Consider the following 22,051-nt stretch of genomic DNA (forward strand, 5'->3'; position numbering starts at 1 on the left):
GGTCGAGAAAAATAACGTTTTTTATGACCGCACTTTTATTATTCTGTTTTCTTAACTTTCGTTATGTTCTTTCTCTTCTACTTTTGTCACGGCACCGTTAATCGTTAAGCAAATTTCCGTTGAAATCAGATGGGTTAGAATCTCTGCTAACACATGCAATTTTTCGGTATTTGCACTGCCGCTTTCATTGAAATAGCCTTGGTCTTTTAAACTATTCGTAAAGGCGGAGAAAACCGCTTTATCAAAGAATTCAGGTGCATTAATGCCATGTAGGACAGACAAACGTTGTGCCACAGACTGACTTTCTTTTTCCAAATCTGCACGGGAAATCAATGGATTATTTTGCAGTAAATTCACTGTAATGTAATAGCGTTGTAAGATTTCACGTACACCGGCAGACCAAAGTTGCAACATCCGAATATTCGGCTTATTGATTGTCAGCATATTCTCACTGTGCTTAATAATATTTTGGCGTTGCAATTCGTTAATGATTTGCTCTACACGCTGTGCGATCTGATCTTCTTCCGTAAAATGCAAGAATAATTCGCTACGCAAGAACGGGTAAATCTTAAGCACGGCATCTAACACTAAATCCTTTTGAATACCTTCGTAATGCAACACAATACTTGCGACCAAGGATGGCAACACAAATAAGTGTTGAATGTTATTGCGGTAGTAGGTCATTAACACGGCTGAAGAACGTTCCAAACGGACAATTTCACCGAAGTTGTCTTTCTCCACCAAAATACCAACTCGATCCAGGCTTAACACATGATCCAGCATAATTTCCGGTTTTTCAGCCGGAACAACAATATCGTCAGAATATGGCACGTTTTGCAATAATTGTTGATAACTGGAAAGTTGCTCTAACAATTGCTCACGAGAGAGCGCACGTTGGCGGGAAGACAATAATGCCGTGCCGGTTAAGTTCATCGCATTCACTGCCGCCGCTTTATTAATGTTCACCATTACTTGATGAGAAACCGCATCGACAGCTTTGTTAAACCATTGCGGGCGATCTTCCGGTGGTTCTTTCCATTCCGGGAAGTTTTGATTTAAATAAGCATTTAACGTAATAGGCTCACCAAAATTCACATAGCCTTTGCCCAAATTACGCAATTTTTTGATCACACGTAATACCAAGCCGGCATTTTCTTTTTCTTTCGCCGCCCCACGTAATTCTTTGGCGTAAGTGTCCACTTCTAAAACGTGTTCATACCCTACATACACAGGCACAACCGTAATCGGTCGGCTCTGTTGTTGCTGTAATGCCTGTAATGTCATGGACATCATACCGGTTTTCGGCGCGAGTAAACGCCCCGTACGTGAACGCCCACCTTCAATGAAGTATTCCACGGCATATCCACGATGGAACAACTCCGACAAATATTCACGGAAAATCGTGGAATATAAGCGGTTACCTTTGAAGGTACGACGAATGAAAAACGCCCCACCACGGCGGAACATCCCCCCTACCGGCCAGAAATTAAGGTTAATCCCTGCGGCAATATGCGGTGTTACCAAACCTTGGTGATATAGCACGTAAGAAAGCAATAAATAGTCAATGTGGCTACGGTGACAAGGCACATACACGATCTCATGGCCTTCTAACGCCAGTTTACGCACGCGATCCGCGTTTTCCACTTGAATGCCTTGATACAATTTATTCCACAACCAACGCAAGAAACGATCCGCCACACGTAAACTTTCATAGCTCACATTCGCCGCAATTTCATCCAGAATTTTTTCAGCTTCTTTATGCGCTTTCTCTTTACTGATGTTCTTACTTTTCGCTTCGTCTTCGATTGCCGCTAAAATTACCGGCAGTTGCAATAATTTATTGAACATGGCTTGGCGATTTGGCAAGCGAGGACCAGTCGCCGAAATACGTTGTTTAGCAAAGTGCATTTTGGCTACACGAGCTAATTTTTGTGCAATTTTCTGATCAAATCCATGCTCACGAGTCATATAACGTAAAGACACCGCTTGAGAGAAACGCACAAAGGTATCACGTCCAAACCATAACGCCGCAATTGTTTTTTGCAATCCATTTAACAAACGTAAGTTTGGCAAGCCTGCTTGGTCTTCACGCCCCGGAGCTCTTCCCCATAACACCGAAACAGGAATTAACTGCACGTCTAAATCCGGTGAAGTGCGGTGCAATTCCAAATATTTATTGAAAACAGTGATCGTTTCTTTTTTAGCCCCTTTCGATTTAAAAAAGCGGCGACCTTCATCTAAAAAAACAAAGCGAGGTAATAAATTGCCATTAATTTCATTTTGTTCTAAAGGATCCGGCAAGCCCACGCTCAAACAGTTTTTACGGAAAATCACAAAATCGGTTTGTGATGTGTAAGGCAACACATAAACGATAGGTTGGGAAATATTTAGTTCTAGTTCTTCAATAGGATGATGAGGAATCGGATTATTTTTTACTAAAATCGACAATGGCAATTCAAGTAATTTCCGGTAAGCATTCAGAAAACCAGCCATAATAAATGTCCTTTTATAATTAACGTTATTTCACATACTTTGTGCAAAATTGGCGCTAGTTTAGCATAAAAACTTCATAGAATTAGTGACGAACAACACAATTCTAGGATAAGCCTCTGATTCGATTTATATTTTAACAAAAGAAAGGTTGCGCCCCAAGCTTTTCTGTATATAATACCAGTTAATTATGTATAAAATAACAGGGTGATTTTATGAAACCACTTACAGCTCGGCAACAGGAAGTTTATGATTTTCTGAAACACCATCTTGAAACTACCGGCATGCCACCAACACGGGCGGAGATCTCTAAAGAACTGGGATTTCGCTCTCCAAATGCGGCTGAAGAACATTTAAAAGCATTAGCGAAAAAAGGCGTGATTGAAATCGTCTCCGGCACATCCCGTGGTATTCGCTTATTGCTTGAAGATAATGGGCAAGAAGAACCGGGATTACCGTTAATCGGGCGCGTTGCCGCAGGCGAACCGATTTTGGCCGAACAACATATTGAAGGCACCTATCATGTTGATCCGACAATGTTCAAACCACAAGCGGATTTTCTACTCAAAGTTTATGGTCAATCCATGAAAGACATCGGCATTTTGGACGGTGACTTATTAGCCGTCCACAGCACCAAGGACGTACGCAACGGACAAGTTGTCGTTGCCCGCATTGAAGACGAAGTCACGGTAAAACGTTTGGAGCGTAAAGGTTCAACGGTTTATTTACATGCCGAGAACGAGGAATTTGCCCCGATTGTCGTGGATTTGACTCAACCGACGCAATTCGAAATTGAGGGCATCGCTGTCGGCATTATTCGTAATAATGCTTGGATGTAAAAACACCGGAAAAATCGACCGCACTTTTCTTGCAAAAACCAGCTTTCCGTGTATAATTTGCGCCCTCAGTCACATCCGAATTAGTTCCTTGCTTCCACAAGATTGGTGACTGGTCTTACGTTGGAGGCTGATTAACCCGTAAGGAGCAGTAATGCGTCACTACGAAATCGTGTTTATGGTTCATCCGGACCAAAGCGAGCAAGTACCGGGCATGATTGAACGTTACACCGGTTCTGTAAAAGAAGCCGGCGGTCAAATTCATCGCCTAGAAGATTGGGGTCGCCGTCAATTAGCATACCCAATTAACAAATTACATAAAGCACACTATGTGCTTATGAATGTAGAAGCGCCTCAACAAGTAATCGACGAGCTAGAAACGACTTTCCGTTATAACGATGCTGTATTGCGCAGCCTTGTTATTCACACTAAGCACGCCGTAACCGAAGCGTCCCCAATGGTTAAAGCAAAAGATGATCGTAAAGCTTTAACTGAAGTTGAATCCAACGATTTTGAGGATGCTGAAGAGTAATTTGAACATTGAGAACCGTTTATCCATTATTGGTATTGTTACCGGTAATCTTAAACGGCGCAAAAGCCCAAACGGAATCGAACATTGCCAATTTTTATTGGAACATCGTTCAAACCAAGTGGAAGCTAATTTAAGCAGACAAGCTTGGTGCAAAATTCCGGTTCAGGTGAGCGGCAATCAATTAGTAGAAAAAACTCAAGGCATTACGGTCGGCAATAAAGTATTAATTCAAGGTTTTTTAACCACCCATCAGTTAAATAATGGGTCAACGCAATTAGTCTTACATGCCGAGCAAATCGAATTTATAGATTAGGAGACCAGCCAAATGGCACGTTATTTCCGTCGTCGTAAGTTCTGCCGTTTCACAGCGGAAAATGTTGTTGAAATCGATTACAAAGATATCGCTACATTAAAGAACTACATTTCTGAAAGCGGCAAAATTGTACCAAGCCGCATTACCGGTACTCGTGCGAAGTACCAACGCCAATTAGCTCGCGCAATCAAACGCGCTCGTTATTTAGCGTTATTACCTTACTCTGACACGCATCATCACTAAGAAGGGGAAGGTCAAATGCAAGTAATTCTTTTAGATAAAATTGCACACTTAGGTAAAGTGGGCGATCAAGTAAATGTTAAATCTGGTTATGCACGTAACTTCTTAATCCCACAAGGTAAAGCAGTGATGGCAACCGCAGCTAACATTGAACACTTTGAAGCACGTCGTGCAGAATTAGAAGAAAAAGCAGCTCAAGCATTAGCCGCTGCTGTTGACCGCGCAGCACGCTTAGAAGCATTAGGTTCTGTAACCATCGCGTCTAAAGCAGGTGACGAAGGTCGTTTATTCGGTTCTATCGGTACCCGTGACATCGCTGATGCAATCACTGCAAAAGGCGTTGAAGTGGCGAAAAGTGAAGTTCGTTTACCAAACGGTTTAATCCGTACTCTTGGTGAACATGAAGTAACTTTCCAATTCCATGGCGAAGTTTTCTCTCACTTAAACGTAATTATCGTTGCTGAATAATTCAAAACGAAAAGAAAAACCCGGCTATTCTGCCGGGTTTTTTATTTGACACTAAAAAGTGCGGTAATAAAAAATAATATTTCTCCCCCACCTCTCCCAATTTTTATCCTCTTTCTTTCTAAATTACGATCCTGATCGCAAAATAACACCTCTTTTATCCTCCTCATTTCTGCTCCCCGTATAATTTTGCTTTAAAAAGAGCAAAGAAGAACATGAACACCCATTTACCCCTTTTCCTTCGCCTATTACAAATTCCTAAACTAGGCCCAACCTCAATTCAAAAAATACTTGATCAAGTAAATTTATTTGATTTACAAGATTACGATGTTACCGCATTCAAACATATAGGTTGGAATGCCCAACAAATCCAAGCGTGGTTCAATCCTGAAAAACGCTATATTGAACCGGCACTTTTATGGGGAGAAAAAGAAGGAAATCATATTCTTGATTATTATCATCCGGATTATCCTAAGCAATTAAAACAAATTGACAGCGCACCACCAGTGTTATTCGTCAAAGGTGAAACATCCACCTTATCTCACCCACAGATTGCTATCGTTGGCAGTCGCCAATGTTCTAGTTATGGGGAATACTGGGCAAAGTATTTTGCCTCAGAACTAACAACCAATGGTTTCATCATTACCAGTGGGCTCGCCTTGGGCATTGACGGATTTTGCCATCAAGCAGCTGTAGATTTGGGACAGCCGACTATCGCGGTATTAGGGAGTGGATTGGAAGAGGTTTATCCGGCGAAACACCGTAAATTGGCACAACATATCATTGAACAAGGTGGCGCGTTAGTTTCTGAGTTTTTCCCGTTGCAACCGCCTATCGCAGAAAACTTTCCCCGCCGTAATCGCATTATCAGCGGATTATCTCTCGCGACATTAATTATCGAAGCCACGGAACGTAGCGGATCTTTAATCACAGCCCGTTACGCATTGGAACAAAACCGAGAAATTTTTGCTCTACCCGGCAATATCCAAAGTCAATTTAGCCAAGGCTGCCATAAACTTATTAAACAAGGCGCGATGCTAGTAGAAAATGTAGAAGATATTTTAGAAAACCTTGCACCACAAATGGCATGGAAAGAACACCTGAAAAATAGACCGCACTTTTCTTCCCCAACGACCATTTCTCCGCAACAAGAGGAAAAGGTATCGCCTACTTATCCTGAACTTTATCAAGCGATTGGGTATACGCCAATCAGCATTGATTCCCTCTCTAGCACACTCAATTTGTCGGTGGAGCAACTTCTTATTCAGCTTTTAGAATTAGAACTTCAAGAACTGATTTACAGTGAAAACGGGTTATACCGCCGCACTTAATTTATCCCTCAAAAGACATCAAAATCCTCAGAATAAGAAACAATCGATGCTTATTGTTCAGAGAAATCACGCATTAACTTATGCATTTTTTTACAATTTTTAGCAAATGCGCGACAGTACGGACAAATAGCCAAATGCAGATACACCCGACCTTGTGTTAATAAGGACAGGGGTTTTTCTTGGTGCATTGAAATGAATTTGGTGACTTGATTACATTTCATCATTTCTCTCCGGCGTTATCCTTATGATCAAACCAATGGCGGGACAAGCATGCTTGTAATTGTAAGCGGGCGCGGTATAGCAACACGTGCAAATTAGAGGTGGATACATCACATTCTTGGCAAATTTGTTCACTTTGCATATCAAAATATTCTCGCATCATAAAAACACGCGCTTGCTGTGCCGGCAGATGATCCAAGCACGCTTCAAAAATAATCCAGAACTCGTTTTTATATGCCTGTTCTTGAGGTTCTTCCCAAGTTGAAGGTAGGAATCGACTACGATCCCAATGCCCTTCTTGGTCAAAAAACGCATTCGGGTCATCTTCATCGCTCACTTCTGAAACCGTCACCACACGCTGCCGATACTTCAACAAATCAATAATCTGATTTTTCAAAATAGCGAAAAACCACGTTTTTAACGCGGCCACACCTTTAAATGACGCTGCATGCTGATACGCCTTTGTCAGGGCTTCTTGTACCACATCTTCCGCCAAATCCTTGTCGCGCAACTGCAGCAGTGCAAATTTTAACATTTGCTCCCGAATATCTTGTATTTGCTGAGATGAAATCGATTGAAAAGCCAACGGCATCGTTGAAGACATAAGAAAATCCGTTTTATCTGTACTTGCAGGCATTCATCATAATCCTACCTCTTTCACAAAGAAAGCCATACCGCAGAATTCATAGATATGAATGATATGCTTTGTAAAAAAGGCTTGTTTATCACAAGCCTTATCATTTAAAAGTTACATTTTTGGCTTCATTGTTTCAGCTTCTTTCATACCCTGTTCCATGTTATTTTCCATCATTTTTTTATCTGATTTCATCTTTTTCTTCATGTCATGCTTCATTGATTTTCCCTCTTTCATCTTATCCATTTTATTATCCATCATCGGCTTGGCATCTTTCATGCTTTCCATTTTATGCTCCATTTGCTGTTCCATTGGTTGCATGCTTTTCATTTCAGCAGAAACTTGAAAAGCCATTGCTATACCAAGCACACCGGCTAATGTTACGAATGATGTCATTTTTTTCATAAGAAACTCCTTTAATCCTATTAAAATGTGTTGAATTTTTTTCATTAAGAAAAACCGTAAGAAAATAAATCTGTTCTTACTTGTTGATTAGACGATATCACCTGCTGATTTCTTACAAAGATTTTTATGAAAAAAGAGGAGGTAGGAAAATCAGTGCCTATGAGGGTAGAAAAAACAAAAAAGTGCGGTCAAAATCCATCGTGAATTTCCACCGCACTTTTCATCTTCAAATTAACGTTTGCTTTCTGCCTGTTTGATTTCCGGCGTTGTGTATAAGCGGTGTTTATACAAATAGCTGCCTAACAATGCGTGAGCCAAAGCTTCTTTCACCATGCTTTGCGGCACCTCTGCTTCCGTTAAGGTTTCGGTGGCTTTGTCGTAACGGTAGGTTTTGGCACCGACTTTCGGGAATTGAATCACCACATCATTGCCCCGCATCAGTGCCTGCACTTGGTCGTACTGCATAATGGCGCGGTTTGGATCGTTCGGTTGAGTCAGGTCATAGCCGATCATTGGGTAGTCGCCACTAATGCCAGCCAAAGAAAGCAAGGTCGTCGGCATATCAAATTGGCTGACCAAACGGTTATCACGACGCGGCTCGATGCCTTCGCCCAAAATCAATGCCGGAATGTGGAAATGCTTAATTGGCATGAGGCTGGCACCGGCCACACGAGAGTCGTGGTCAGCAATCACTAAGAAAATAGTGTCTTGCCAATAATTGGAGGCTTTCGCAAGTTTGAAGAAATGCCCAATCGCATAATCCGCATATTTTGCCGCGTTGTTGCGCGTGGCTTTCGGTTGTTCGTACAGATCGATTTTGCCGTCCGGGAATTCAAACGGATCGTGGTTGCTGGAGCTGAACACGAGGCTAAAGAACGGTTTACCTTCGTTGTGTAATTGGGTAAAGGTCTCATTGGCTTTGGTGAACAAGTCTTCGTCACTCACGCCCCAAGTCCCGGTGAAGCTTGGGTTTTGATAATCCATTTGGTCGATAATACGCTTAAAGCCGTTTCCGTAGAAAAAGCCCGCCATGTTATCAAAATGCTTTTCCCCACCGTAAATAAAGGACGTATCGTAACCCCGTTGGCTTAATAACTGTGCCAAGGTGAAGAAACCGCGTTGGCTGTTGTTGAGTTTCACCACAGCACGTGCCGGCGTTGGTGTGAAACCGGCGGTAACCGCTTCAATACCACGCACAGAACGGGTGCCGGTGGCATATAAATTATCAAACAACCAGCCTTGCTGTGCCAGCTTGTCAAATTCGGGCGACAATGGCAAACCACCTAGCGTGCCGACAAATTGCGCACCGAAACTTTCTTCCAACACAATCACGATATTTTTCGGTTTGCCTTGGTAAGTGGCTTGGTTGCGAGTCAAGGTTGGAATGTCCTTGGAAATATAAGCCTCTGCCGGGCGACTACCGCTGTTTTTCACAATGGAGAGCATTTCTTCCACCTCCATTTTGCCGTAGGCTTCGGAAGAGGTACCTTCGTCTTTAAATTGTTGCGCCGCATAAATGACGGAATAACCTGAATTCAGCACCAAAGAGTTCACCATGGCATCAGAAGAAAACGCCACCATCGCCGGGTTGATCCCGCGGTGTTGAAAACTGGAACGCGCACCAAGAAAACTCAAGGCAATCACCAACAACGCCACCACAGGCCGCCATGTCCAACGCATTGGCGTGATATTGCGTACCGCCCAACCGGCCAGTTTCCAATACACCGCAGCAGCGATAAGGGTAAAAACGAGGCTAAAAATAACCGCACTTAGATGCCCTTCCATCAACATGGAGAACACTTCTTTCGGGTAAATTAAATATTCGATGAACAAACGATTCGGACGATAATCATAGGTTTCAATAAACGCTGGTGTCGCCAGTTCCATAAACACGATAAACACACTGCCGGCCGTCAACCAGAAACGCAAAATACGCTGCCAAATGCGCCCTAACGCGTTTTGATGATATAGCAACACGGTCAATAAGGCCGGCACGCCGAATAAATAACACAAAGACACCACATCCATGCGTAGCCCTTGCAAAAACAACTCGCCCCAACCATTAACGGCACTGACCCGTTCTTGTTGCCATAAAGACAAGCCGAGGCGAGACAGCGTAAATACGATGAGATTAATCAAAGAAAAGAAAAAAATCGGAAAGAGCAACGAACGCGGTCTGCCTTTCGTAAATAAATATCGTGACATGTCAGTCTCCAAAACATAAAAAATCCGCTCTTTTAGGCTATGAAAGCAAAGAACGGATTTGAGAAAAATTATTCAATCCAATGAACAATCTCATTGAGTGGCTTGCGGGATTTTGGACGAATGTCTTTAGCACGATAGCCGAAAGTCACCGCCACAGACACCGCATATTTTTCCGCATCATACGCACCAGTTTGCGCCAAAATACGGTTGACTTCCGCATAATTAAACCCTTCGATCGGACAACTGTCGATACCGATTAAGGCAGCCCCCGTCATCATATTAGCCAAAGCGATATAGGTTTGTTTGCTCGCCCAATCGAATAAAGTGCGGTCGTTTTCCAACACGTTTATGTCGTTTTTTTGGAATGTTTCGTATTTCGCCACAGCTTGTTGTAGTTGTTCTTCATTTAAGCCGCGACGCAACAAATTCTGGCGAAAATCGTCCGAATCGTAACGGGCTTTTTTATTTGCCAAAATGACGACCACATGGCTGGCATCATCTAACTGTGTTGCCATCCCCCAGCTCACCGGTTTTAACGCTTGGCGTAACTCAGGGTTCTGAATCACTAAAAATTGCCACGGTTCAGAACCGACAGAACTCGGCGACAAACGCCCAAGCTCCAAAATATAGTCAAAATCTTCTTGGCTGATTTTACGAGCAGGATCGTAATAACGCGTTGCGCAGCGAAAATGGAAGGCATCTAATACTTGTTGTTTAGTGATGCTCATAAATGTCTCCTTTACAATAACATAATGAGAAATAAGAATAAGTTGCAATTTGCTTGCTCATTCTCCGCTTATTTTGATATTTGTCCAGTAAAAAACATATGGATTTTTGACCGCACTTTTACACTGTTAAATAAGCTTCAATTTGTGGCGGAATCGTTTTAGGGCAAGGGATAAGTACCTGTTTATGTCGATTAAGCTCCCCTTTTTCCAGCACAATGCCACTTTTGGGCACTTTGAAAAGTTTACTGAGGAATTTGAGTAAATGGGCGTTGGCTTGCCCATCTACAGGTGGTGCGGTAATGCTGATTTTTAATTCATCATCATGCAAACCGACAATCTGATCTTTGGCGGCTTTGGGTTGTAAAAAGATTCTAAGGCGCAAATCATCACCGCTTCGTTCTACTGCCGCCATACTGAGATTCCTAAAATGTCGTTAGCTTAAAACGCGGCCACAGCCCAAAGGCCACCGAAGATGTCGTAGAGTATACGATTGAGTAAATACAAGATAAAAACTACCACCATTGGTGAAAAATCAATCATACCGGTATTAGGTAGAATTTTACGGATGGGACGAAGCACTGGTTCACTTAATTGGTACAACAAATATTGTGTTTGCCCTGCAGCACGATTAAACCAGCTTAAAATGGCCCCCACTAACAACACATAGAAAATAGCCTCACCAATGCTGTGCACCACACTTAATACACCAATCACGGCATATTCAAATAAGGAAGCGCCTGCGATAGTGCCAAAAAAGTTTAATAAAGGAAATTTTATCCATCCCAAGATCAAACATGCCAATAGCGCGGCAATATTCACACCTTTCACTGTTGGCGCGAACTGACTGAGAGGCGCGACAACAGGTTGTGTCGCTTTCACTAAAGCTTGTGATAAAGGATTATAAAAATCCACGCGCGCCAGCTGGAACCAAACACGTAAGATTAAAATAAAGCTATAAACGCTGATCACAGTCGCAATCAAAAATTGAATTGAATTCATGCTGTTTCCTTAAAATTATAACCAGCCTTTGCGTTTGAAATACCAATAGGGTGCAAACGCTGCCAACGCCATTAATCCCAACGCCATCGGATAGCCAAATTTAAACCCAAGTTCCGGCATATCGTTGAAGTTCATGCCGTAGTTAGACGCTACCAACGTTGGCGGGAGGAAAATCACCGACACAACGGAGAAGATTTTAATAATACGGTTCTGCTCAATATTAATGAAACCCATCGCAGCTTGAAGCAAGAAGTTCACTTTTTGGAACAAGGATTCATTATGCGGTTGCAAAGACTCAATGTCTCGTAAAATTTCACGTGCCTGTTCTAACTGATTAGCCGGCAAACGGGTTTTACGCACCAAGAAACTGAGCGCACGTTGCGTATCCATCAAACACAAACGCACTTTGGAACTGGTATCTTCTTGTTCTGTTAAAGTTGCCAAAGCCTCATCAAAAGCTTCCCCTTGGGTTCCGTTTAACACCACGCGGCTTAATTTTTCCAAATCCGCATACACGTTTTCAATCACATCAGCCAGTTGCTCGATTTTTGTCTCAAATAAATCCAACAATAATTCATAGGAGTTACATTCAATTAAACGCTGATTACGAGAACGCATACGATATAAACGGAACGCCGGTAATTCGCGGTCACGCAAAGTAAACAAGCGCCCGTCACGAATAGTGAACGCCACGCTGGCTAAATCTGCATAGTCATTTTCATCTTCACAATAAAAGAAGGAGTGCAAGTGCAAACCGTCTTCGTCTTCAAAAAAACGCGCGGATGCTTCGATGTCTTCCAACTCAAGGAAAGAAGCTAAACTCTGACCTAGATTTTCTTGCAAGGTCTCACGTTCTTCAATGGTTGGTTCAATTAAATCAAGCCAAATCGCAGTATTTAACGGCTCGGCAGATTCATCAATACGAACCAAGCGAGCGTCCTCAAGGGCAAAAGCATTTATCATTTTGTCATACTCCCGTATCGGACTATGCACATGGCAGTGAACGGTGACAAACGAAAGGTATATTACAGGCAATCAGGATCAAAAGTGCGGTCGTTTTTAGACGCGTTTTTTAACGACAAATAAAGAAAGCTGTAATGAAAGAATATGTTGCAAATTTCGTTTGACGAAAAGATGCCGAAAAAGAGAAGGTAAAAGAAACTTACCAACGAAACTATCGCCGATAAGTGAGAAAGGCGATAGTTACAGTGAAAACTCCGTTCGGTATCGACTGTGACTGTCCAAAGTGTGTGTCCTCATGTTACTAAATCGCGCGCAATGTTACGCCTGAAAGCCTGATTCGTCAAGGCGAAGGCAAAAAAATCCCCTTCGCCGAATAACCTTTTAAAGTATAAAAAACACCTCAAAATTGCACCGCACTTTTACGCCACATTCCACCAAATTAACGCCCATTTGCGTTGTCCGTGTTCGATGGCTTCGTTGTTCTGTTGTTTTTGACGATAAAATGCGGATAAACCTTGCTTCTCTTTGTCGTTCAACGGGCCAAGTGAAAATTCCACCGAATTCAACAAATCTTCATAGGTTTCGCCCATAAAGCGGCCGGATTCCGTTTCAATGAAACTGAGGTTGGCTTGAATGCCTTTTTGGTAAAGTCGATTGAGCAGGTAAATATAGGTCGGGAAACCAATATCATCACGCCCAATGGCGGAAAATACGCCTTCATCTAAGAAGTGGCGCTGCGTCACGGAAGTGAGATACACCCGTTTTTTCGCTTTAGCGCAAAGTTTCTCGATCATGTCATCTAAATCATCCACCAAGGTAGAACGCGATGCCAAAATCACATCCACTTGTGGCACATCATCCCAATTCTCCGACCAAGAACGACGAATCAGATTTAAATTTTCCAGCTGCAATTTTTGTTTATATTCCGCCAACACATCCAACATTCCTGGGCTGTAATCTAAGGCGTACACCTGACTGCCTTGCTGTACCAAAGGAATGGCAAAGGTGCCCGGGCCACAACCGATATCGAGAACGCTTTCGTCAGGTTGCACCTGCATGGTTTCCAGTAATTGTTGGTTATAACGGCTGGCTTTCCCCACCAAATTTTCCGCCATTTTGACGGCTTTCTTGTCCCATTTCTCCGGTGGTAAATTGTAATGGTTGCAAGCAATAAGATGCTGTTTGTAGAGGGCGTTAAAATCAATATCGTAGAAAGTCATTGTATTTTCCTAAAGTGCGGTGGATTTTGGCGATAGATTTTACCGCATTGCTATATTCTTTAAAATATAACGCATGCAAGATTTAACGCAAAAAGAAACCGCACTTTGATTGCTCAACAGCGCGGTTTGTTTTACAGATGATATGAATTAGTGATTAATCTCACCCTCAATCGGTTTGATATTTTCATCAAATTCCGGAAGCGGTTTATGTTCACTTGCCACGTAAGAATAAATCACCGGCAATACGAACAGGGTAAACAACGTACCAACCGCTAAGCCTGAAACAATCACAATCCCCATACTGAAACGGGAGACTGCGCCGGCACCGGTCGCATAAAGCAATGGAACCAAGCCGGCAATCATCGCCGCAGTGGTCATCAGAATTGGACGTAAACGCACTTTTGCCGCATGCGTAATCGCATCAATTCGGGAACGTCCGTGGTTCAACTGCTCTTCTTTTGCCACTTCGCACATCAAAATACCGTGCTTGGTGATCAAACCGACCAGCGTAATTAAGCCGACTTGAGAGTAAATATTCAGCGTTGCCCCTGCCGTGCCAATGAAGCCAAAGAAGTTCAAGGCAAGCAATGCCCCACTGATCGCCAACGGTACGGAAATCATGATCACCATTGGGTCACGAATGGACTCAAACTGAATCGCCAACACCAAGAAAATAATAATGACCGCCAACACGAATGTGACCGCTAACGCATTACCTTCTTGTACTAACTGACGGGCTTCACCTTTGAAGTCGTAGTTGTAGCCTTGTGGTAACAATTCTTTTGAACTGTCTTCAAGCCATTGAATCGCATCTCCAATGGAAGAACCCGGCATCGGCACCGCGCTGATCACCGCTGAGTTCAGCTGACTGAAACGCGGCAAAGAGCTTGGTTGCGGTTCTAATGACACGCTGATCAAACTGCTTAACGGAACTGATTCGCCATTCGCAGCCGATACATAATAATTATTCCAGCTTTGCGGGGATAAACGGTTTTCGCGTTTCACCTGTGAAATAATTTTATACGCACGACCGTCAATATCCACACGTTCAACCGTTGCGGCAGATAAGAAGCTGCCTAACGTTGCACTGATTTGTTTCATCGTAATACCGTAAGTACCGGCTTTTTCACGATCAATTTTGATGTGCATTTGTGCCGTGTCGAATTTCAAGTCTAAGCTTGAGTAAACGAACTTGCCGGATTTCTGCATCGCTTCCAAGAATTTGCCCGCAACATTCGCCAAATCTGCATAGCCTTGAGAAGTACTGATCACAAAACCGATTGGTGGTCCTTGTTCCCCGGTTTCAATTTCAGGGAAAGCAAAACCACTGACAGACACTTCCGGAATTGCCTTAGCTTTAGTGTTCAATTCTGCCAAAACCTGCGCTTGACTTCTGGAACGATCTTTCCAGTCTTTTAAGGTCACTACGTTCAAAGATTGGTTGGTGCTTGGCACACCGGAAATACTCATGGCAAATTGCACTTCGTCTGTATCCGTTAACATTTTTTGATACGGCGCCATCGCCGCTTGTACATAATCGACGTTCACGTTAGACGGTGCAGAACCAATCGCCAAGAATGCGCCTTTATCCTCCGTCGGCGTCAATTCACTGGAAAGGGATTTGAACATAATCGGCAAGGTCGCAAAAATAATCGCAGCGAAAAACACCATGCATTTACGATTTGCCATCACTAAATCCAAGACATAAGCGTAAGCGTTGTTCACTTTGGTTAAAGTGCGGTTAACACGCTCTTCCAATTTGCTTGGTGCCGAATGATCTTTAAGTAATTTACTGGTCATCATCGGAGAAAGCGTTAATGCCACGATACCGGAAATAAACACCGCACCGGCAAGGGTTAAGGCGAACTCTTTAAACAATGTTCCGGTAATGCCGCCCATTAACGCCATTGGCGAATATACCGCAATCAACGCAATCGTCATGGAAATGACCGGCACTGCAATTTCACGTGTACCGATAATCGCTGCACGGAATGGCGTTTCACCGAGCTTAATATGGCGGTCAACGTTTTCCAACACCACAATGGCATCATCCACCACCAAACCGATTGCTAAAATCAAGGCTAGCAATGTCATCAGATTGATGGAGAAATCCAACGTTTGCAGCATCATGATCACCCCAATAAGGGAAATCGGAATGGTAATGACCGGAATCAAAATCGCACGGAAGGAACCGATAAACATGGTAATCACCACCAACACGATGAGAGTCGCTTCAATGATGGTTTTAACCACTTCTTCAATGGAGTTGTTAATAGCAACAGTGCGGTCATATAAAATGTCTGTTTGAATCGCATCCGGCAAATTATTTTTAATGCTCTCATACAGCGGCAGGATTTTTTCTGCCACCGTTAACGGGTTCGCCGAAGACGTCGGGTTCACCGCCAACACCACGGAATCAGAACCGTTTGCCACCGCACGGGCGTTATCGCTGGATTTATTCAATTCAATATCTGCAATATCCCGTAAGCGGACGAGTTTATCGCCGTTGGAATACACAATCAGCTTGCTTAACTCATCAACGGATTTGGTGGTGGTATCCACTTTGTTTTTGTACACCACATAAAAACCGTTGTCGTTACCCGCAGCCGTTTGCACGTTGTTTGCCGATAAGGCAGACATCACTTGCGTCGCAGAAAGATTCTGGGCAGCCATTTTTTGCGGATCCAACCAAATGCGCAGGGCATATTCGGACGCACCGAAAATATCGACGCTTGCCACCCCTTCGACGGTAAAGAACTGCGGTTTTACCACACGTTGAATATAGTCCGTCACCTGGCTTGCATCTAACTTATTGGAACGGAAACTAATATACATAATGCCCGAACCACCGGTAGAAGAAGTCACCGTTGGATCTTCAATCCCGCTTGGCAATTCTGAACGCACGGAATTCACCTTCGCCAACACATCGGCAAGCGCCGCATTCGGGTCGGTGTTTAATTTCATTTTCACCGTGATCGAAGAACTGCTCGGTCTACTGGAAGAAGACATATAGTCCACGTTATCCGCCTGCGCGACCGCTTCTTCAATTTTCGAGGTCACAAACGCCTGAATCAAGTTCGCATCTGCGCCGGGATAGGCGGTTGTCACGGTGATCACTGTGGTTGTCATTTTAGGATATTCACGCACCGCCAGTTTCGAAATTGCCTGTAATCCCAAAATAATGATTAACAGACTAATCGAAACCGCAAGCACCGGGCGACGAATAAATATATCGGTAAATTTCATTCGTATTTCCTAATTAAAGATTGGTTTTCGATGCCGGTTGTGTGGTGCCTACGCCTTCTTTATCTGCTACAAGCACTAACGCACCGTTACTTAAATTTTGTTGACCACCGGTAATGATTTTATCGCCGATTTTCACTTCATCGCCTTTTAACTGAGCATAGATACCCTGACGATCTTTCGTAAATACCGTAATTTGTTTGGCGCGATACATTTTGTTCACATCGCCTTGGTTAGCAAATTTCTCTTTTTCCTCATCAGAAAGTGCGGTCAAAATATAAAGCGATTCGCCATACATGTTATAACTCACCGCCACTTGCGGCACCACGATTTGCTCGTATTCTGTTGCCAATGCCACGTTTAAACGGGTGAACATGCCGGATAACAATTTTTCGCCATCTTCCGGCTCAAAGGTCGCTTGTACATCAACCAAACCGGTAGATGAATTAATTGCCGGCTCAATTGCCGTGACGCGTGCTGCAAAGGTTTCTCCTAAACGCGCATCTGCCGTAGCGGTGACTTTTTGACCGATACGCAATTCATCCAATAAATTCTGTGCAATGGAGAAATCCACTTTCATGGAACTGCGATCTTCCACACGCACGATTTCTGTGCCGTTTGATACATACTGACCTACATTGACTTTCACGATACCGGCTTTGCCATCAAACGGAGCAACGATTTGGCGACGCTCGATGGTTGCTTTTAAAGATTCCACGTTAGCCACTTGCGCATCGTAGGCGGCTTTTGCGTTATCCAATTCTTGACGGGAAACACCACCGCTCTTCGCCAAATTCGCGTAGCGTTGGTAAGTTTGACGCAAAGAAATCACTTGCGCTTCCGCCGCTTGCAAGCTAGCACGTTCCACCGAACTGTCTAATTCCACCAACAAATCGCCTTTTTTCACGCTTTGTCCGTTAGTGACTAACACTTTTGAAATCGTACCCGCACTTTGTGCACTGAGCATCGCCCCTTGATTCGGACGAACCAAACCGGTGGTCTCAATTACCGGCGTCCATTGCTGCGCAGAAATGGTCATTGCCGTCACCGGAACAGCCCTTTCACCTTGATTAGCAAGATACTCGGCAATGCCTTTTGATTTCATATAATTCATCACAATCATTGCGATGAAAATAAGGACAAAAATACCCAAAGTCATTTTTAGCAAAAAGGTATGCGAACGCTTTGGTTTGATGGTTTCGGTCATACAAACTCCGTAAATATCTCTTGAGTGATTATTGATTTTTAACAGCCCGCCAAGTCCGTTCAATCACAGACTCCAGCATTTCTGTTGAAACTTCTTTGATAAAATGTTGGCATTTGAAGGCGATATTAATCGCGCTTTCCAACGAGATGGCAAATAAAATATGGGTTGGCAAATCTGCCACGTCACCGGCCTCTTTTGCTTTATTACAAAACTTATGCCACAGGCTATCTTGCTCCCATTCCCGACAAATATCAGTAAATCCCGGTAAAGATTCATATTGGTGCATATTGCTCATGATCGTCGGATCGCTTTGCAAAAACGTCCAAATATTCCACCACATTTTCCGATATTGCTCGGCAAAAGATTGTGTTTCATCGTGATCTTTTTCCATCGCACGTTGAAACGAGAGGAAAATATGACGAGCGAATTGGACCAACAATTCTTCTTTATTTTTAAAATAAATATAAATGGTTCCCGGCGAAATTTTTGCAGCCTTTGCGATTTTATGCATCGACAAATTCGGCAAACCTTCCTCTGCCATCAAATTGTCCGTTGCAGAAAAAATCCGCTCAATTATATCCATTTCAGATTGATTCATAGTCATTCGTAAACATTGAGTTAATCGTTAGGAAGTGCAGTGAAAACTGTTCTCACATCGCACATAGGGTAGGTTGCATACAGTCAATACATCATTACTGAATGAACGTTCGTTCATTTTATTGATTTTTTGTTTTTTGGCAAGTTAAAAATAAAAAAGTGCGGTGATTTTTCACCGCACTTTCTTGTTGTTTCATTCATTACATCGCAATCACAACACAGTTAATTACGCTCTTGGCTTTTTCCTGCATCTTCACTGCGGCGTTGCGATCCCCTGCCGGACCAACCACAACACGGTTCCAATCCGCACTTTCTTTCACTCTTGCCGGCAATCCGAGTAAGCTTAAACGCGCCTGCAAACCTTCTGCCTGTGCTTTATTTTTAAAAGCACCACACTGTAAGCCGTATTTACGCTCCGAACTACTGCTTGTCGCTGTTTGTTGAGCGGCCTCCGTTTTTTTCTGAGGTTCAGCCTTCACTGTTTGCTCGGCTTTTTTCTCTTCTTTTGGTGCAGTCGCTTTCTTCGCTTCTACAACCTGAGGTTGCGGCTTCGATTGTGCTTGAGGCTGTTGCGTTGCCTGTGTAGTAGCCGCTTGAACCGGTTGTTGCGTAGCGGCTTGTGCAGTTTGTTGCGCTTCTACCGCTTTCGTTTTAGCCAATTCAGCTTGTTTTTGCTCTTCTTCCATTGCAGCCAAAATTTTGCGTTGTTCTTCGGTTAAACGCATATTTTTATCCAAGGATTTAGGATTATCGTCAATCGGCACTGTACGAGTTTCCAATGCTTTGATATAACTCCACACTTCCTCCGGGCGATTCGGTAAAACACTTTTCGGCTGTGTTTTTTCGACAGTTTCTTGCGGTTGTACTACATTTTCCGGTGCTTTTTCCTTCAATAAATACAATCCGAACGCAAATGCCGCCACAATCATGATGGCAAGTATGAACAACACCGACTTATTACTTTTGCGCTGTTTCTTCTTTTTCTTTGCGCCGCTACGGGCAGCGTAATCACGTTGAGCCACGATAAAACCTGTTTAATCTAACTAAAATAATAATTAACGATATGACAATAAAAAATTCCGCTAATTCTACTGAAAAATTACTTTATTGACCACAAAAAAGCCAAAACTAGCTTAAATCCAACGGATCCACATCTAAAATCCACCGCACTTTTGTTGCTTGATCGCCTTGGTCACGTCCAAATGCCGTCAAGACCTGATGCAAAGTTGCACGAGAAGGATGTTGCAACAATAATTGCCAACGATATTGCCCCGCTTTTTTACTGAATGGTGCGGGCATTGGACCTAATATTTGTAATTCTGGGGCAATATCTCGTTTCACTTGCTGTAAATACTCTGCAAACTGCGCCAACAAATGCTCTGCGTCTTCAGTATGGCGGCTTTGCGCTGTAAACAAGGCTTGCGAACTGAAAGGTGGTAGCCCCATCGCTTTACGCAACGCGAGGGCATTGTGTGCAAATTGGTTATAACCTTGTTGTAACAGACTTTGTAACAAAGGATGTTCCGGATAATGGGTTTGTAAAAGCACTTCGCCTTGTTGCGCACCACGCCCTGCTCGCCCCGCCACCTGCATATAAAGTTGAGCCAGCCGTTCTTCCGCACGAAAATCCAATGAAAACAACGCACTATCCACGTTGACTAACGCGACCAAAGAGACATTCGGGAAATGATGTCCTTTTGCCAACATTTGCGTCCCGATAAGAATTTGGCTTTTGCCCTGTTGAATATCCGCTAAATAACCTTCCAGTTTGCCTTTGCGCGCCGTCGTGTCACGGTCAATTCGAGCAGTGCCGTAATTTGGGAAAATTGCTTTTAAGGAATCTTCTAGCTGTTCCGTACCTAAGCCCGTAGTGATTAATTGGGTGGAACCACAATTTCCGCATTGGCGCGGAATCGGTTTTTGTGCACTGCAATGATGACAACGCAACACATTGTGTTGTTGGTGATAGGTATAAGGTTTATCACAATGGTGACATTCCGCCATCCAGCCGCATTCATGGCACAGCAACACCGGTGCAAAACCGCGTCGATTCAGAAACAACAACACCTGATTGCCTTTTTCTAAATGCGCCTGCATGCGTTTTATCAGGATTTCCGATAAACCGTTGCGCATTGACTGATGTTTTAAATCAATAATATGTTGCTGAAGTGCGGTGGACTGATTGGCTTTTTCTGATAGACATAAACGCTGATATTTCCCCTGCTGCACGTTATTCAAACTTTCCAAACAAGGCGTTGCCGATCCCATTAAAACGGGAATATTCAGTTGTTTTGCATACACCACCGCCAAATCCCGAGCATGATAACGCCAACCATCTTGTTGCTTAAAAGAGGCATCATGTTCTTCATCGATAATAATCGCGCCTAAATCAGCAAATTGTGTAAACAGCGCAGATCGCGTACCAATAATGACCGCACTTTGCCCGCTACGCGCACGTTGCCACACGTGTAATCGTTGCGTGTCATTTAAATTGGAATGCAACACATCAATCACCACGTTAAAACGGGCTTGGAAACGACTTACCGTTTGTGGCGTTAGCCCGATTTCCGGCACCAAGACTAACACTTGTTTGCCTTGATTTAAAATCTCTTCAATAAATTGCAGATAGATTTCTGTTTTACCGGAACCTGTCACGCCGTCCAACAACCAAGCGATAAACCCTTGGGTAAATTTCAATTGGCTAAACACCAACGCTTGTTGTTTATTGAGTGTTAATCGATCAGCTTTATTGACGATAGGTTTATCAACTAATTGCTGTTGCCAGGTTTGAATTTCCGGTTCTTGAGTGATTTCGGTAATGTATTCTTTAGCTTTCAATGCCGACCAAATGCCGCTACCAAATGGGTTGTTGCCTTTTTCCATCCCATCATTTGCCGCCTGCAATGCTTCAAGCTGTTTTTTCGAGCGTTTTAGCAAACCTTGCGCCAACGCTTGTTCGCCAAGTGCGGTCGGTGTCCAAAAAACTTTTTGTTTTTCCACCGCACTTTCCCCTTGGCGCAGCTTGATCGGCAATGCCTGCGATAACACTTCTCCCAACGGGGCGTGATAATAATTTGCTGCCCAACTTAAGAACTGCCAACTTTCCGGAGAAAACAGTGAAGTATCATCCAGACAGGCTAGCACCGGTTTCAATTGTTCTTCAGGCACGTCCGTCTGCTCCACCACGTCAACTACAACACCAATCCGCTTCTGCGTCCCAAAGGGCACAAGCACCCGCGCCCCAACGACAACTTTCATTGACGCAGGGAGAGTATAGTCAAAATAGCGATGTAACGGCACCGGAAGTACGATTCGGGCAAATGGCATGACTGGAAATTCAGTGAACTAAAATGGGCTCGGAATATAGCATTTTGGGGGATTATTGTCTATTTAGGGGCGGATGGGTTGAATGTTGAATATTTTT

The 22,051-nt window shown here is 43.4% G+C and carries 20 protein-coding genes; 6 read left to right on the forward strand and 14 right to left on the reverse strand.

The genetic code is table 11. The features are described from left to right. Window positions 1-51 precede the first annotated feature (51 nt). Complete coding sequence (plsB, locus tag LQ983_RS04010) at window positions 52-2,493, reverse strand: glycerol-3-phosphate 1-O-acyltransferase PlsB (protein WP_111295662.1); 2,442 nt, start codon at window positions 2,491-2,493, stop codon at window positions 52-54. A 212-nt stretch (window positions 2,494-2,705) separates the two neighbouring features. Here plsB and lexA point away from each other — a divergent pair, with 212 nt between their 5' ends. The 6 genes from lexA (at window position 2,706) to dprA (ending at window position 6,207) form a co-directional block, all read left to right on the forward strand. Next, window positions 2,706-3,329 carry a transcriptional repressor LexA gene (gene lexA, locus LQ983_RS04015; RefSeq protein WP_006716824.1) on the forward strand — a complete coding sequence of 208 codons (624 nt, stop codon included), beginning with the start codon at window positions 2,706-2,708 and terminating at the stop codon, window positions 3,327-3,329. Window positions 3,330-3,480: 151 nt separating this feature from the next. Then, the gene (rpsF, locus tag LQ983_RS04020; protein ID WP_005555822.1) at window positions 3,481-3,858 is read left to right on the forward strand and encodes a 30S ribosomal protein S6; all 378 of its coding nucleotides are present in this window, start codon (window positions 3,481-3,483) and stop codon (window positions 3,856-3,858) included. Next, on the forward strand, window positions 3,845-4,171 hold the full coding sequence (priB, locus tag LQ983_RS04025) for a primosomal replication protein N (protein WP_109103906.1): 327 nt from the start codon (window positions 3,845-3,847) through the stop codon (window positions 4,169-4,171). Before rpsF ends, priB begins: the two co-directional genes overlap by 14 nt. Window positions 4,172-4,183: 12 nt before the next feature. Beyond that, window positions 4,184-4,414, forward strand: coding sequence for a 30S ribosomal protein S18 (gene rpsR, locus LQ983_RS04030; RefSeq protein ID WP_005541294.1), 231 nt, complete (start codon window positions 4,184-4,186; stop codon window positions 4,412-4,414). 15 nt (window positions 4,415-4,429) lie between these two features. Then, window positions 4,430-4,879, forward strand: coding sequence for a 50S ribosomal protein L9 (gene rplI / locus LQ983_RS04035; protein ID WP_006716790.1), 450 nt, complete (start codon window positions 4,430-4,432; stop codon window positions 4,877-4,879). 212 nt (window positions 4,880-5,091) lie between these two features. Further along, window positions 5,092-6,207, forward strand: a complete 1,116-nt coding sequence (dprA, locus tag LQ983_RS04040; RefSeq protein WP_111295660.1) for a DNA-processing protein DprA — start codon at window positions 5,092-5,094, stop codon at window positions 6,205-6,207. A gap of 220 nt (window positions 6,208-6,427) precedes the next feature. Here the strand turns inward: dprA and LQ983_RS04045 are convergent, their stop codons facing one another. From LQ983_RS04045 to priA, 13 genes are all read right to left on the reverse strand, one after another. Continuing rightward, a complete protein-coding gene (locus LQ983_RS04045) occupies window positions 6,428-7,018 on the reverse strand; it encodes a sigma-70 family RNA polymerase sigma factor (protein WP_230622602.1) in 591 nt (196 codons plus the stop codon). A 156-nt stretch (window positions 7,019-7,174) separates the two neighbouring features. After that, the gene (locus LQ983_RS04050) at window positions 7,175-7,465 is read right to left on the reverse strand and encodes a hypothetical protein (protein ID WP_111295656.1); all 291 of its coding nucleotides are present in this window, start codon (window positions 7,463-7,465) and stop codon (window positions 7,175-7,177) included. 231 nt (window positions 7,466-7,696) lie between these two features. Then, window positions 7,697-9,670, reverse strand: a complete 1,974-nt coding sequence (locus tag LQ983_RS04055; RefSeq protein ID WP_230621741.1) for an LTA synthase family protein — start codon at window positions 9,668-9,670, stop codon at window positions 7,697-7,699. Window positions 9,671-9,738: 68 nt separating this feature from the next. Then, window positions 9,739-10,398, reverse strand: a complete 660-nt coding sequence (locus LQ983_RS04060) for an NAD(P)H-dependent oxidoreductase (protein WP_230621742.1) — start codon at window positions 10,396-10,398, stop codon at window positions 9,739-9,741. Between the two features lie 118 nt (window positions 10,399-10,516). After that, the gene (gene yggU / locus LQ983_RS04065; protein WP_230621743.1) at window positions 10,517-10,810 is read right to left on the reverse strand and encodes a DUF167 family protein YggU; all 294 of its coding nucleotides are present in this window, start codon (window positions 10,808-10,810) and stop codon (window positions 10,517-10,519) included. 26 nt (window positions 10,811-10,836) lie between these two features. Next, the gene (locus LQ983_RS04070) at window positions 10,837-11,397 is read right to left on the reverse strand and encodes a YggT family protein (RefSeq protein ID WP_230621744.1); all 561 of its coding nucleotides are present in this window, start codon (window positions 11,395-11,397) and stop codon (window positions 10,837-10,839) included. A 15-nt stretch (window positions 11,398-11,412) separates the two neighbouring features. Next, entirely contained in the window at window positions 11,413-12,360 is a 948-nt protein-coding gene (corA, locus tag LQ983_RS04075) for a magnesium/cobalt transporter CorA (RefSeq protein WP_109432640.1), read from the reverse strand. Window positions 12,361-12,779: 419 nt separating this feature from the next. Further along, window positions 12,780-13,580 carry a class I SAM-dependent methyltransferase gene (locus LQ983_RS04080; RefSeq protein WP_230621745.1) on the reverse strand — a complete coding sequence of 267 codons (801 nt, stop codon included), beginning with the start codon at window positions 13,578-13,580 and terminating at the stop codon, window positions 12,780-12,782. A gap of 147 nt (window positions 13,581-13,727) precedes the next feature. Next, window positions 13,728-16,826 (reverse strand): efflux RND transporter permease subunit, encoded by a 3,099-nt coding sequence (locus LQ983_RS04085; protein ID WP_230621746.1) that lies wholly within the window; start codon window positions 16,824-16,826, stop codon window positions 13,728-13,730. Window positions 16,827-16,839: 13 nt separating this feature from the next. Then, complete coding sequence (locus LQ983_RS04090; RefSeq protein WP_230621747.1) at window positions 16,840-18,030, reverse strand: efflux RND transporter periplasmic adaptor subunit; 1,191 nt, start codon at window positions 18,028-18,030, stop codon at window positions 16,840-16,842. Window positions 18,031-18,058: 28 nt separating this feature from the next. Then, window positions 18,059-18,628, reverse strand: coding sequence for a TetR/AcrR family transcriptional regulator (locus LQ983_RS04095; RefSeq protein WP_230622603.1), 570 nt, complete (start codon window positions 18,626-18,628; stop codon window positions 18,059-18,061). A gap of 199 nt (window positions 18,629-18,827) precedes the next feature. After that, window positions 18,828-19,649 carry a cell division protein FtsN gene (gene ftsN, locus LQ983_RS04100; RefSeq protein WP_230621748.1) on the reverse strand — a complete coding sequence of 274 codons (822 nt, stop codon included), beginning with the start codon at window positions 19,647-19,649 and terminating at the stop codon, window positions 18,828-18,830. Window positions 19,650-19,755: 106 nt separating this feature from the next. Further along, window positions 19,756-21,954, reverse strand: coding sequence for a primosomal protein N' (priA, locus tag LQ983_RS04105; RefSeq protein WP_230621749.1), 2,199 nt, complete (start codon window positions 21,952-21,954; stop codon window positions 19,756-19,758). Window positions 21,955-22,051 lie beyond the last annotated feature (97 nt).

It is taken from the genome of Aggregatibacter sp. Marseille-P9115 (assembly GCF_920939465.1).
Taxonomy (GTDB): domain Bacteria; phylum Pseudomonadota; class Gammaproteobacteria; order Enterobacterales; family Pasteurellaceae; genus Aggregatibacter; species Aggregatibacter segnis_B.

Coding starts and splice junctions, on each gene's coding strand:
- plsB (WP_111295662.1), bottom strand. CDS start 2,493: ATGGCTGGTTTTCTGAATGCTTACCGGAAATTACTTGAATTGCCATTG.
- lexA (WP_006716824.1), top strand. CDS start 2,706: ATGAAACCACTTACAGCTCGGCAACAGGAAGTTTATGATTTTCTGAAA.
- rpsF (WP_005555822.1), top strand. CDS start 3,481: ATGCGTCACTACGAAATCGTGTTTATGGTTCATCCGGACCAAAGCGAG.
- priB (WP_109103906.1), top strand. CDS start 3,845: ATGCTGAAGAGTAATTTGAACATTGAGAACCGTTTATCCATTATTGGT.
- rpsR (WP_005541294.1), top strand. CDS start 4,184: ATGGCACGTTATTTCCGTCGTCGTAAGTTCTGCCGTTTCACAGCGGAA.
- rplI (WP_006716790.1), top strand. CDS start 4,430: ATGCAAGTAATTCTTTTAGATAAAATTGCACACTTAGGTAAAGTGGGC.
- dprA (WP_111295660.1), top strand. CDS start 5,092: ATGAACACCCATTTACCCCTTTTCCTTCGCCTATTACAAATTCCTAAA.
- LQ983_RS04045 (WP_230622602.1), bottom strand. CDS start 7,018: ATGCCGTTGGCTTTTCAATCGATTTCATCTCAGCAAATACAAGATATT.
- LQ983_RS04050 (WP_111295656.1), bottom strand. CDS start 7,465: ATGAAAAAAATGACATCATTCGTAACATTAGCCGGTGTGCTTGGTATA.
- LQ983_RS04055 (WP_230621741.1), bottom strand. CDS start 9,670: ATGTCACGATATTTATTTACGAAAGGCAGACCGCGTTCGTTGCTCTTT.
- LQ983_RS04060 (WP_230621742.1), bottom strand. CDS start 10,398: ATGAGCATCACTAAACAACAAGTATTAGATGCCTTCCATTTTCGCTGC.
- yggU (WP_230621743.1), bottom strand. CDS start 10,810: ATGGCGGCAGTAGAACGAAGCGGTGATGATTTGCGCCTTAGAATCTTT.
- LQ983_RS04070 (WP_230621744.1), bottom strand. CDS start 11,397: ATGAATTCAATTCAATTTTTGATTGCGACTGTGATCAGCGTTTATAGC.
- corA (WP_109432640.1), bottom strand. CDS start 12,360: ATGATAAATGCTTTTGCCCTTGAGGACGCTCGCTTGGTTCGTATTGAT.
- LQ983_RS04080 (WP_230621745.1), bottom strand. CDS start 13,580: ATGACTTTCTACGATATTGATTTTAACGCCCTCTACAAACAGCATCTT.
- LQ983_RS04085 (WP_230621746.1), bottom strand. CDS start 16,826: ATGAAATTTACCGATATATTTATTCGTCGCCCGGTGCTTGCGGTTTCG.
- LQ983_RS04090 (WP_230621747.1), bottom strand. CDS start 18,030: ATGACCGAAACCATCAAACCAAAGCGTTCGCATACCTTTTTGCTAAAA.
- LQ983_RS04095 (WP_230622603.1), bottom strand. CDS start 18,628: ATGAATCAATCTGAAATGGATATAATTGAGCGGATTTTTTCTGCAACG.
- priA (WP_230621749.1), bottom strand. CDS start 21,954: ATGCCATTTGCCCGAATCGTACTTCCGGTGCCGTTACATCGCTATTTT.